This is a genomic window from Pedobacter sp. (assembly GCF_039594775.1).
In the GTDB taxonomy this organism is placed as follows: domain Bacteria; phylum Bacteroidota; class Bacteroidia; order Sphingobacteriales; family Sphingobacteriaceae; genus Pedobacter.
The window spans coordinates 77,933-90,427 of sequence record NZ_JBCNMT010000007.1 but is presented as its reverse complement, the minus strand read 5'-3'; the positions used below and the strand labels follow the sequence as shown (position 1 = coordinate 90,427).

The 12,495-nt window shown below is 36.8% G+C and carries 13 protein-coding genes; 6 read left to right on the top strand and 7 right to left on the bottom strand.

Annotated elements, in window-relative coordinates; translation table 11 throughout:
* Positions 1-18: 18 nt before the first annotated feature.
* Both ABDV71_RS15980 and ABDV71_RS15975 read left to right on the top strand, forming a co-directional pair.
* Positions 19-795 carry an N-acetylmuramoyl-L-alanine amidase gene (locus tag ABDV71_RS15980; RefSeq protein ID WP_343534310.1) on the top strand — a complete coding sequence of 259 codons (777 nt, stop codon included), beginning with the start codon at positions 19-21 and terminating at the stop codon, positions 793-795.
* A gap of 77 nt (positions 796-872) precedes the next feature.
* Positions 873-1,826, top strand: coding sequence for an MlaD family protein (locus ABDV71_RS15975; RefSeq protein WP_343534309.1), 954 nt, complete (start codon positions 873-875; stop codon positions 1,824-1,826).
* Positions 1,827-2,295: 469 nt separating this feature from the next.
* On the opposite strand, the gene ABDV71_RS15970 is transcribed toward ABDV71_RS15975, so the two are convergent.
* From ABDV71_RS15970 to ABDV71_RS15955, 4 genes are all read right to left on the bottom strand, one after another.
* Complete coding sequence (locus tag ABDV71_RS15970) at positions 2,296-3,207, bottom strand: ribonuclease Z (RefSeq protein WP_343534308.1); 912 nt, start codon at positions 3,205-3,207, stop codon at positions 2,296-2,298.
* A 9-nt stretch (positions 3,208-3,216) separates the two neighbouring features.
* Positions 3,217-3,603: an STAS domain-containing protein gene (locus ABDV71_RS15965; RefSeq protein WP_343534306.1), complete on the bottom strand. Its 387-nt coding sequence runs from the start codon at positions 3,601-3,603 to the stop codon at positions 3,217-3,219.
* Positions 3,604-3,693: 90 nt separating this feature from the next.
* Positions 3,694-4,647: a phosphoribosylaminoimidazolesuccinocarboxamide synthase gene (locus tag ABDV71_RS15960; protein ID WP_343534304.1), complete on the bottom strand. Its 954-nt coding sequence runs from the start codon at positions 4,645-4,647 to the stop codon at positions 3,694-3,696.
* A 154-nt stretch (positions 4,648-4,801) separates the two neighbouring features.
* Positions 4,802-5,764 (bottom strand): PhoH family protein, encoded by a 963-nt coding sequence (locus tag ABDV71_RS15955; RefSeq protein ID WP_343534302.1) that lies wholly within the window; start codon positions 5,762-5,764, stop codon positions 4,802-4,804.
* A gap of 103 nt (positions 5,765-5,867) precedes the next feature.
* On the opposite strand from ABDV71_RS15955, the gene ABDV71_RS15950 reads away from it, so the two are divergent.
* Genes ABDV71_RS15950 through ABDV71_RS15935 form a run of 4 tightly spaced genes read left to right on the top strand, consistent with a single transcriptional unit; the run spans position 5,868 to position 7,651 of the window.
* The gene (locus ABDV71_RS15950; protein ID WP_343534300.1) at positions 5,868-6,647 is read left to right on the top strand and encodes an SAM-dependent chlorinase/fluorinase; all 780 of its coding nucleotides are present in this window, start codon (positions 5,868-5,870) and stop codon (positions 6,645-6,647) included.
* A 12-nt stretch (positions 6,648-6,659) separates the two neighbouring features.
* Complete coding sequence (locus tag ABDV71_RS15945; protein WP_343534298.1) at positions 6,660-6,947, top strand: antibiotic biosynthesis monooxygenase; 288 nt, start codon at positions 6,660-6,662, stop codon at positions 6,945-6,947.
* A 10-nt stretch (positions 6,948-6,957) separates the two neighbouring features.
* Positions 6,958-7,503 carry a hypothetical protein gene (locus tag ABDV71_RS15940; RefSeq protein WP_343534297.1) on the top strand — a complete coding sequence of 182 codons (546 nt, stop codon included), beginning with the start codon at positions 6,958-6,960 and terminating at the stop codon, positions 7,501-7,503.
* A 1-nt stretch (position 7,504) separates the two neighbouring features.
* Positions 7,505-7,651, top strand: coding sequence for a hypothetical protein (locus ABDV71_RS15935; protein ID WP_343534296.1), 147 nt, complete (start codon positions 7,505-7,507; stop codon positions 7,649-7,651).
* 234 nt (positions 7,652-7,885) lie between these two features.
* Here the strand turns inward: ABDV71_RS15935 and ABDV71_RS15930 are convergent, their stop codons facing one another.
* The 3 genes from ABDV71_RS15930 to ABDV71_RS15920 form a co-directional block, all read right to left on the bottom strand.
* The gene (locus tag ABDV71_RS15930) at positions 7,886-8,836 is read right to left on the bottom strand and encodes a D-2-hydroxyacid dehydrogenase (protein WP_343534295.1); all 951 of its coding nucleotides are present in this window, start codon (positions 8,834-8,836) and stop codon (positions 7,886-7,888) included.
* A 3-nt stretch (positions 8,837-8,839) separates the two neighbouring features.
* The gene (serC, locus tag ABDV71_RS15925; protein WP_343534294.1) at positions 8,840-9,907 is read right to left on the bottom strand and encodes a 3-phosphoserine/phosphohydroxythreonine transaminase; all 1,068 of its coding nucleotides are present in this window, start codon (positions 9,905-9,907) and stop codon (positions 8,840-8,842) included.
* Between the two features lie 151 nt (positions 9,908-10,058).
* Positions 10,059-12,494, bottom strand: coding sequence for a TonB-dependent receptor (locus tag ABDV71_RS15920; RefSeq protein ID WP_343534288.1), 2,436 nt, complete (start codon positions 12,492-12,494; stop codon positions 10,059-10,061).
* Position 12,495 lies beyond the last annotated feature (1 nt).

Below are 12,495 nucleotides of genomic sequence, written 5' to 3'. Positions count from 1 at the left end.
TGCAGAAAACACAACTAAATGCGACCAAGAAACCTATTTTTATCCCTCACTTTTTTACTTTTCGCTTTCTCATTTTTAAATGCAAATGCTCAAGGATATAAAATAAAGACCATTGTAATAGACGCAGGTCACGGAGGAGTAAAACCAGGAGCTAAGGGCTCTTTTTCTTGGGAAAAAGATGTAGCCTTAAAAGTTGCACTGAAATTGGGGCTTAAACTTCAAGAAGAATTACCACATATTAAGGTAATACAAACTCGGAAAACAGACGTAGATGTTGATTGGTATCGCAGAGCCGAAATTGCTAATGATGCCAAAGCCGACCTATTTATATCTATCCACTGTAATTCTATGCCGAAAGGAAACAATTATACCAAAGGCACAGAAACTTTTGTGGGAGCTTACAGGCGTATCAATGAAATGGATGCAGGCTTAAAAGAAAATGAGGAGATCATTAAAGATAAAAACTTTAAGAAACATGGCACCTACGACCCTACTGACCCTGAAGAGATCATCTTATTATCACTTTATAAATCACTTTACCGTTCAAAAAGCTTAGCTTTGGCTAGTTATATCCAAAAAAATTATACCGAAGTAAACAAAAGAGTGAACAGAGGTGTTAAAGAGCAAGGATTACTGATATTACAAAGGGCGGCAATGCCATCGGTACTAACCGAGATAGGCTTTATCTCCAATCCTGAAGAAGAGAAATACATCAACTCTGAGGAAGGACAAGAAGAAATTGTAACGGCTATTGTAAATGCAATTAAGCAATACAAAAAAGAAGTAGAAAATTAACAAACCAAGCGAGCCTGCGAGCTCATTGATATGACTAAACTACATAGAAAACCATCAATAAAATCGCTACAACATCAATGAAAATAAAGAACGAAACCAAAGTAGGCATTTTAGCGGCATTTGCTATTGCCCTGCTTATTATAGGCTACAACTTTTTAAAAGGAAATAGCATATTTTCTAACGAGACAATCCTTTACGCCAAATATACCCATGTAGATGGATTAACAGTATCTAAGCCTGTATTGATCAATGGCTATCAAATTGGTAGAGTGGCAGCGTTGGAGCTACAACCAGATGCTACTATTCAAGCTACTTTAAAGATTAACGGAAAATATGAAATTCCTAAAAACACTATCGCTCGTTTAGAAGGCACCGACCTTTTAGGTAGTAAAGCCATTATATTGACACTGGGTAACGATAAAAATTTCGCTCAAGATGGTGATTACCTACAAACTAATGTGGAAAAAGGTTTGATGGAAACTTTTCAACCAGTGCAAAAGAAAGCGGAATTGATCATCACCAAAATGGATTCCATTCTTTCAAGCATCAATACTATTTTAAATCCTAATCTTCAGAAAAATATCGACCGTAGCTTTACCAGTATTGCAGGTACTTTAACTTCATTAGAGTCTACTTCAAAAAAAGTTGATGCTTTGGTTGGTTCTGAAAGTTCTAAGCTTTCGGCAATTTTATCAAATGTTGAAGCGATTACCGCAAACTTTAAAAACAATGGTGCCAGAATTGATGCTGTAATGAAGAACCTGAATACCATGACAGATAAGGTTGCAGCAGTAAATTTTGAAGAAACCGTAAAAAATGCCAATAAGGCAATGGCCGATTTGCAGGGGATGATTAATGATCTTAAAAATGGAAAAGGCACTTTGGGTGCTTTGTTAAATGATAGACAGATGTACGATAACCTTACTAATGCTTCTAAAAACTTAGATGCTTTAATGATTGACTTAAAAGCCAATCCTAAACGTTACGTTCATTTCTCGGTATTTGGTGGCGGAAATAAGAAAGATAAATAACAGACAGAACCTCAATATGACAAGCGAAGAATTTTCAATAGTTCTTCGCTTTTTTTATGGGCTATATCGTCATTTCGAGCGGAGAGCAATGAGTCGAGAAATCTAGCGATATGTGTTATGACACGAGAAGCAAAACTCACATGAAGTTTAACTTTAATTGTCCACTCCATTGTTTTCAAGCCTAAAATGAAGGCTTGCACCCTTCAAAACTTAATAAGTCGACAAAATCTGTACTTCAAATCAATTTTTACTTAACTAATTTTAAGCATAAATGATTATTTATAAACTATTATAAGCTCTCAAATAATTTCATCACCAGAAAGATGCTGAAATAAATTCAGCATGACGTTACGCTAAGATGGCGTATTTAAGCAATTTTATAGACTTTAAAATTTTAAGTCTCATATAAATACATCTATTAGATTTCTCCACAAGGTCGAAATGACGAGTGGTAGGCACGAGAAACAACCTATATTTCGAAAGTCTTACCTTCTATCGCCAAAACTGTATTTTCAAAACCGGCTTGGGCTTCCTCTAATAATCCTTCAAGTGTTTTATATCTGGATGAAAAATGGCCAATCAGTAATTTCCTAGCACCTACCTTATTTGCGATTTCAGCTGCTTGTTGTGCGGTAGTGTGGTGTGTTTCCAAGGCACGTTCCAACATGTCGTGCATAAAGGTAGCTTCGTGATAAAGCGTATCAGCACCTCTAATTTGTTCAAAATAACGCTCATCATACATTGTATCTGAGCAGTAGCAATATACTTTTGGTGTCGCAGAGTCAATAGTGTAATCCAGATAATTGATTTTCCTTCCGTCTGGTAAATCAATATTCACACTACGTTTTAACATCGTATAGTATTCTACCGGAATGGCATCTTGCTCCAACTTCTCTACAATCAACTTCCTTAAACGCTTTTTCTCTGTAAACTTAAAGCCTGTACATGGAATTCGGTGGTTCAATATAATTGTTTCAACCACAACATCATTATTCTTGAATATCACTTCTGGTTTAGAAGGATCTATTGGATAAAAGTTTATTGGATACCGTAAATGCGTATCGGAATGAAGAAACTGCAATTCCAGTATTTCTTTAAGCGCAGGGGGAGCAAATAAATGCAGTGGTTTTGAACGTCCGTTAAGATGTAAACTAGACAATAGCCCTACCAAACCAAAAAAATGATCACCGTGCAAATGGCTGATGAAAATAAAATCGATTTTTGAAGCCTTAAAACCATAGCGTATCAATTGCTGTTGAGTACCCTCTCCACAGTCAATCAAATAAAAGCGTTCATTACAATTTAATAATTGCGCTGTTGGATTTCGGTTATAAATTGGCGTTGCCGAACTACTTCCTAAGATCGTTACTTCAAATTTCATTCAATAATTTTACCCTTTGTCTACTCCACCGCGAAGTTCTTTCTCAATCTCTTCCATGAAGATGAGATCCGTTGCTTCGTCTAGCTTATTAACAAACGTAACAGACTGATGAAGGTTTGACATTTGGATAATTTGTGCAATACTTTTATTCACACCGCATACAATAAAAACGCCATCGGCAGCTTTACAAAGTCTATCACCAGCCAATAAAGAGCTTAAATCTTGCGCATCGTTACATTCTTTAACGGCCGATAAGTCTAATACAATATTGCGATAGCCTTCTGTATTTAAAAGAACAAATTCCGATTTTAAAGCTGGGGCGTTATCATTAGTGAATTTAGGCTCCTCTAATTTCAACACTACATATTTCTCGTGCTTATCTACACTAAATTTCATATTTTTTGGTTTTTGGTTGTTTGGTTTTTCAGTTGGTTAATTGTTTAGAAACCAAGCTTAAAACTTACAACGTAATACTTATTACCTAATCTATAGGTTCAATAATTTCTCAACTGCTACTTTAGTATTTGCTTCTATCCTATCCAGAATATTCTCAGAAGGATTTTTCACAAATTTCTCTCCGGTAATCTGCTCATAAAGCTCAATATAGCGTTCTGAAATGGATTCTACAATTTCTTCGGTCATTACAGGAACTACTTGTCCATCTTTACCTTGAAAACCATTCTCTATTAACCATTTACGAACAAACTCTTTGGAAAGCTGCTTTTGAGGTTCATTATTTGCTTGTCTTTCTGCATAACCTTCAGCATAAAAGTATCGAGAAGAGTCTGGAGTGTGAATTTCATCAATTAAATAGATATCATCTCCAACTTTGCCAAATTCATATTTGGTATCCACTAAAATCAGTCCTCTTTCGGCAGCCATTTCTACACCTCTTTGGTATAAGGCACGAGTGTATTTCTCTAGCTTTTCATAATCTGCTAATGAAACAATGCCTTTTGCCAAAATATCTTCTCTTGAGATATCTTCATCATGCCCTACAGCAGCTTTAGTAGTTGGTGTAATGATAGGTTCAGGAAGCTTGTCGTTTTCTTTTAAACCATCTGGTAAAGCAACACCACAAACCTGACGTTTTCCCAACGCATATTCGCGTGCGGCATGGCCAGCCAGATATCCTCTGATCACCATTTCAACCTTAAATGGTTCGCAAATACGGCCAATGGTCACCATTTCATCTGGGGTAGCCAATACCCAATTAGGCACAATATCTTTGGTTGCCGACAAAAATTTAGCAGCAATTTGGTTCAACACTTGACCTTTATAAGGAATGGCTTCTGGTAATACCACATCAAATGCTGAAATTCTATCGGTTACTACCATTGCCATCAACTGGTTATCAATAGTGTACACATCACGTACTTTTCCTTTATAAAAACTACTTTGTTTTGGGAAGGTAAATTGGGTTTCTTTTACTGCTTTCATGAGGGCATAAAAATAGTAAAAAAGTCGGGAAAGTCCGAAAGTTGAGCAGCCAACTTAGGTTAATAAAAAAGTCCGAAGAGAGAATCATAAAATTTCATCTTCGGACCTATTTTTAAACCATATGCCATCACTAGTCACTAACAACTAGCCACTATTACTGAATATCTCCGTAAGCTTTTAGGATTTGCTTCACCAATTTATGGCGCACCACGTCTTCACCGCTTAAATAAATAATATCAATTCCTTTAATATCACCCAAAATACGAAGGGCATTGTGTAAGCCAGATTGTGCTTTTTTGGGCAAGTCGATTTGGGTAACGTCGCCTGTAACAATAAACTTGGCAGTTGGTCCCATACGGGTAAGGAACATCTTCAACTGCAAATCGGTAGAGTTCTGCGCCTCATCCAAAATCACAAAACAGTTGTCCAATGTACGACCTCGCATAAAGGCCAACGGCGCTACTTCGATGGTCCTGTTCTCCAAATAGATCTTTAGCTTTTCCGCAGGAATCATATCATCAAGTGCATCATATAACGGACGCAAATACGGATCCACTTTCTCTTTCAGATCACCAGGTAAAAACCCTAAACTCTCCCCTGCTTCTACCGCAGGTCTGGTTAAAATAATTCGTTTAATTTCTTTGTTTTTCAAAGCCCTTACTGCCAGGGCAACCGCTGTGTAGGTTTTACCGGTACCTGCAGGCCCAATAGCAAACAGCACATCATTTTTATTAATGCTATCTACCATTTTGCGTTGGTTGGCCGTACGGGCTTTTACCATTAAGCCATGGTTTCCATAAACAATTACTTCACCACTACTCACAGGAGTGCCAGTAGCTGCTTCTGCGGTATTCTCAATATTTTTTTTAGAACCCAATATGCCATCCACATCGTTGTTGGTCAACGTACCAAATTTATCTAAATGAGCAACCAAAGCATTAATTTTTTGCTCAAACAATTTAAGCTCAGCCTCATCACCTAAAGCCTTCACTTCATTGCCTCTAGCCACAATTTTCAGCTTTGGAAAAGCAGCTTTTATTTGCTCGTAATGTTCATTATTCGCCCCCCAGAATTGTATCTGATCGGTAGTTTCCAGTATCAATTTTATTTCGCTCAAAATATTGTTTTTTTAGTTACGCCCTGTGTAATTCGATTTAAAAATTGAATATTTGTAGGCAATTTGCCTATACGCAAGAATAAGCATAAATATTTAATTTTTAATGGCTATAATCACATTAACGACAGATTTGGGTTCGAAGGATTTTTATCAGGCTGCGCTTAAAGGCAGTATCCTGAATATCCTACCAAGCGTTAATGTTATAGACATCACGCACGAAGTACCTGCTTTCAACATTTCGTATGCTGCTTTTGTTCTTAAAAATGCCTATATCTATTTTCCAAAAAATACGGTACATCTAATTGGTATCGATTCGGTATTTAACGAGAATACCAAATATATTGCCCTGCGTTACAAAGACCATTATTTTGTAGGTGCAGACAATGGCATTTTTTCGTTGCTTTTTGAGGATAAGCCAGATGAACTGGTGGAACTTAACATTATGCAGGATCTGAAATTCTTGCACTTTCCATTGGTTGACATTTTGGTAAAAGCTGCTGTGCATTTGGCTAAGGGTGGTAAGCTAAAAGAAATTGGCCTTCCTGCTGACGACATTGAACAAAGAATGTTATTGCATCCCGTGATTGAGCGAGATATCATCAGAGGAAGTGTAATTTTTATCGATAGGTTCAGCAATGTAATCACTAACATTACCAAAGATTTATTTACCAAAGTACAGCGTAATAGAGACTTTACCCTTTATTTTAGAAAAAGTGAAACCATTACCCAGCTGAGCTGGCATTACAACGAAGTTCCTGAAGGTGAGAAACTCTGCCTATTTGGCATTAGTAATCATTTGGAAATTGCAATTAACAAAGGTAAAGCTAGCGGTTTATTAGGTTTACATCTTAATGATATAGTAAGAGTAGAATTCCATCCATAAACCATCTTTTTTATGATGACCAGACTTGTTAAATTGGAGTTTTCTGAAGCATTCGTAGAAGACTTCAAACAGTTATTTACACAGGTTAACATTCAAATTGCAAGTTTTGAAGGATGTATGGGTGTTGATTTGCTACAACACGAAACGTACAAGAACGTATTTTTCACCATCAGCAAATGGAAAAATGCGGATGCCCTAGAAAACTATCGGCAATCTGATTTGTTCAAACGTACATGGGCACAAGTAAAACCTCATTTTGTAAAGAAAGCTGAGGCATGGAGTTTGTTGGATACTATTTAAAGTTTTAACGATGATTAGAAAAGCCATTCTTTTTACGCTCTTATTGGAAAGTTTGATGAGCGTAACTTTTGCGCAAGATAGTTCTGCTTATGAACTGCAAAGAAATAAAATTAATGCCATGTTAGCTGAACGAAGCGCTCGCTTTGGCCAATATGATGAAAGTCTTAATGCTCGTACAGGTATTTTTGGTTTCCAAACGAAAAGGGATATCAAAAACTCCAATGAGATTTTGAGACAGATTACTCTCAATGACAACAACATCTTCACTGAATTGAAGGTATTGCTAGATTACAAAGACTTGCAATTTCAACAGGTAAAATCAAATGTCGATAACAGTCAGTTGCGCATTGACAGTTATAAAAAAACCATTAGGGATTTACAGGTAAAGAATGATGAATTGTTAGAATACAACCAAAAAATAAGTAAAAACATCAATTACCTACAACTTTTGCTAGTTCTTTTTGTTGTGATGTCAGCAGTGTTGTTTTTTATTATCTACAGAAAGAACAAACTGATGAAGGCAAAAGAGCCTCAAAGCGGCATCAAAGTTTTATGATATGAAGAGAGCGTTTTTTAAGGCATTGGTGAAGTTAAATAAACTGGTGCTACCATCTTATTATCAAAAAGATCCAATGAGATTAAGTACCTTTCAAAAGGCAGTGCTAGGTTTTAGGTATTGGGCACTTACTAATTCGATGAAGTAAGTCATTTCGATCTTATGGAGACCCGCGAAGCGCTACGAAGTAAATCTTTCGATTGACAATGGCATATTCAAAGATTTCTCCACTCGCTACGCTACGGTCGAAATGACGGGTTATGGATGCAACTATGAACTTAACCCACACCGACGCATTATCAACGGCAATGACAGTCCGTATAAAAGTAAAAAAGCCCGAGATTAAAATCTCGGGCTTTCTATATGATAAGTTTATCGGAAATTAACCTTTAAAATGATCGATGATCAAATTAGCCAACTCCGTACCGATACGTTCTTGCGCTTCGTTAGTTGAAGCACCAATGTGAGGAGTCAACGAGATTTTAGGGTGTGACAAAATCTCTGCAGATGGTGTAGGCTCGTTATCAAAAACATCTAAACCTGCAAAAGAAACCTTACCTGAATTTAAAGCTTCAATTAAAGCTGCTTCGTCGATAGTTCCACCACGTGAACAGTTCACTACACCTACCCCATTTTTCATGGCTGCAAATTCAGCTGCACCTAAAATTGGCTTATCAGCAAATGGAGTATGTAAAGAGATAAAATCACTATTGGCAATTACTTCTTCCAAACTGACGGTTGTTACTGGGATTTCAACTTTAATCCCTAAAGTTAGATTCAAAGTAATGTTACCACTAAAAGGGAATAAATCATAAGCCAACACATTCATGCCTAAGCCTAAAGCCACCGCTGCAGTTTCTCTTCCAATTCTACCAAAACCAATAATACCAATGGTTTTACCTCTCAATTCAACACCTTTAGCATAAGCTTTTTTCAAATCGTTGAATTTGGTATTTCCCTCTACAGGCATTTTACGGTTAGCATCTTGCAAGAAGCGCACACCAGTAAATAAGTGGGAGAACACCAACTCCGCTACAGATAACGATGAAGCAGCAGGTGTGTTCACTACCGTAATTCCTTTTGATCTTGCATATTCTACGTCGATATTATCCATACCAACACCACCTCTACCTATTAATTTAAGGTTAGGGCAAGCATCAATCAGTTCTTTTCTAACTTTAGTAGCGCTTCTAACGGTTAAGCCATCATAATTTTGTAACGCTGCTACTAATTGGTCTTGAGGCACTGTTTGTGTATCTACAGTAAACCCAGCATCTTCTAATAATTTCTTTCCTATTGGATCTATGCCATCATTGGCAAGTATTCTAGCCATTTCTTATTTTTTGTGTTTTTCTTCGAAACTTTGCATTAAATCGATTAGCGCATGTACGCTGGTAATTGGAAGGGCATTGTACATAGATGCTCTGAAACCACCTACACTCCTGTGTCCTTTTAAGCCTTCGAAACCATTTTCATCAGCATATTTGGCAAAAGGCTTTTCTAACTCAGGATCTTCCATTACAAAACAAATGTTCATGCGTGAACGGTCTTCTACAGCACAAGTCCCTTTAAATAAAGGATTCCTATCAATTTCTGTATATAAAGCTTTCGCCTTTGCAATATTTTCTTTCTCAATTTCTGCAATACCACCTTTTGATTTCAACCAACGTAGGTTTAACATCGCGGTGTAGATAGAAAATACAGGAGGTGTGTTGTACATTGAACCGCCATCAATATGAGATTTATAATCTAACATAGAAGGAATAGCTCTATCTGTTTTTCCTAAAATCTCGTCTTTTACAATTACTACGGTTAAACCGGCAGGGCCGATATTTTTTTGCGCTCCAGCATAAATCAGGTCATATTTAGAAACATCAATTACACGACTCATAATATCCGACGACATGTCGCAAACTACAGGCACTTTAGTTGCAGGTAAATCAAACAGTTCAGTACCATAAATAGTGTTGTTAGAAGTATAGTGGAAATAAGCACTATCTGCTGGAATTTCGAAGTCTTTAGGAATAGAGGTATAATTGGAGTCTTTTGAGGATGCTACAACATTAGCCTTACCGAAATATTTAACTTCCTTGATTGCTTTACTTGCCCAAACACCCGAATCTAGATAGGCGGCGCTTTTGCCCTCAGGCAATAAGTTCATGGGCACCATTGAAAATTGTAGGCTTGCTCCTCCTTGCAACAACAGTACGGAATATCCGGAAGGAACATTTAAAAGCTCCTTCACCAATCTTACTGTCTCCTCAACCACTGCCTCAAATTCAGGTGAGCGATGGGAGATTTCTAGAATTGATAAACCGTCTTTAAAATCAAGTACTGCGCTAGAAGCTTGCTTAAAAACTTCCTGCGGTAAAATACAAGGACCAGCTCCAAAATTATGTCTCATTTTTTCTGTTTTTTATTGCTCGTAAAATTAACATTTTGACACTAATTATTTAGGTTTTTTATCAACCAAATAATCAACATGACAAACGTTTGAGAAAAAGACAAAAATACTACTCGTATATTAACCTAAAGTAATAGCATATTAACCTCAGTTAGCTACCTTTTATCTTAAAGATGAGCTTAAAGTTTAATTGTCTGCCCGTTAAATAATTAGGAATGGCGTAATTGACATTATTCACATCTTTTAGCCAGAGATAAGACACTGTATTATTGATATTCAGCAAGTTGAAAACCTCTACATAGGCAATTACTGAATTAAAATATTTGCTTAAAAATTGAGGCTTTCTTTTTGAACCGGCATCCAAAAAATCATTAGAAAAACCAATATCTACCCTGCGATATGCTGGAATACTGAAATCATCAGTATAAGTTTTAATTTGAGGGGCTCCAATAGGCAATCTGGAACCATATAGCAAATTAAGGTGCACTTTGTAGGTAGGACTTTTGAATAATCTGTCTTGAAAAAACATCGAGAAATTTACTTTTTGGTCTGTTGGTCTTTTCAAATAACCAGGGTAAATGGTTTGGTTTTTCCCATTAGCATCCTTAGTTACATAACTGTCGTTAATCACATCTTGGTTAGCGCCTAAGATTGAAACCCTAAAAAACGACATCAAATCCTTTACCAGCTCACCACCTAATGAAAAATCTGCTCCATAAGTATGACCTTTGGCAGTGCTTGTTGCCAAATATTTGATCCTTACGTTATCAATGGTATAAGGAATCATCCTATCTGCATACTTGTAATAAATCTCCGAAGTAAACTTCAAACGTGTACCCAATCCATTAAAGGCGAAATCGTAACCTGCCGATACATTATAGGAACGTTGAGCTTTTTGGTCGAGATTTAGCGAACCATCCAAGTCTCTAATACTTCTATAACTTGGTGCCTGACGGTAAATACCTGCTGTAAATCGCCAAAGTTTTTGCTCATCTAGACGATACAACATCAACAATCGAGGACTCAACAATAATTCGCTACTTAAATCATTGTAACTCGCTCTCAAACCAAACTGTATATCCGTTTTCGAAGAAATGGCATAATTGTCTTGCAAATAACCAGAAATGGTATTGATTTTTAAATGGTTGTTGCTAAAAATAGCATCCTCAAAAGTAAACGAATTGGTATTGGCTGGCAAAATATATCCTGCCGAATCAAGATAACTGTATTCGTTAATTCTATCTACATATTTCGATTGTTCAAATCGTGCGCCATAGGTAAAATCGTGCTTACCTACGCGTTGCTCTACCTTAAGTTCAGTACTTGTTGTACTTGAATTTAACGTGTTTCGGGCATAGCTGTATTGATTACCTAAGCCTCTATTTTTACGGATTGGCCCAAAATCACCACCTGCATAGTCATTATCCACTTCTTCAAAAACATAGTTACCATCGATATCAAAACGCTCTCTTTCCTTAATTTCGAAATAACTGTTAATCCACTTGATAGATACATCTTTATTAGGATTGAACAAAGCCGTTACTGCGCCTCCATAAGTGTAATAATCGTCAATTTCCTGCCCTTCATAATCTACCTTTAAGCGCATGGGCGTGGTAATGGTACCAAACTGCGTTTCCCTACTTTGCGGAACGAGCTTAAAACTTCCAGAATTAAAATTTAGCAGGGTATTAATGCTAAACTTTTGGCTAAAATTATATTGGTAAAGGGCTTGAAAATCATTAAAATTAGGACGATAGTTACCTTTTTGATCTTGCGTTCCCAATACATTCCGATTATCCTTTCTCCTGAAACCAAATAGCAAATGACTGTTTTTTAAATTGGCTTTAGCCGTGGCCGAAAAACCCATTAAACCAGCCGTCAATATATACTCATTGCTGTCTGGCTTGTCGTATCTTACATCCAGCACCGATGAAAGTTTGTCGTTATATCTGGCATTAAAGCCACCTGCCGAAAAGCGTGCCCTACTTACGAAATCAGGGTTGATAAAACTCAAGCCTTCCTGTTGTCCATTTCTAATTAAAATAGGTCTGTTAATTTCAATGTCGTTAACGTAAATCAGGTTTTCGTCGAAGTTACCACCGCGTACGCTGTATTGTGAGCTTAATTCATTGTTGGTAGAAACCCCTGGCAAAGTTTTCAAAATAGCTTCAAAATTCATAGAAACTGTAGGCAAGCTTGCCAAATCAGTAACATTGATACTTTGCGCATTATTGAGCTGGTTTTGCTTCCCCGTAATTTTCACCCCTTTAAGCTCTTTCACATCAGGTTTCAGGAAAATATCTTTTTTAACGTCCGCACCTTTTTGCTCACTAAACTTAATGGTTTCTGTTTGATAACCTATCAGCTTAAATCGCAAACTGAAATTAGACAAACGTGATTGGATAGTGTATTTTCCTTGTTCATCACTTACGGTACTTCCAGATAAGCCTACCAAGGTAATGCTTACTTTAGGCAGAGGCTGATTTTTCTCATCATAAATGACACCGCTTACCTTAATTAAGGATTGTGCGCTGGCATATAGCGATAAAATGACCAAACATAAAAGGAAAAGCGCTCTCTTGGCCATT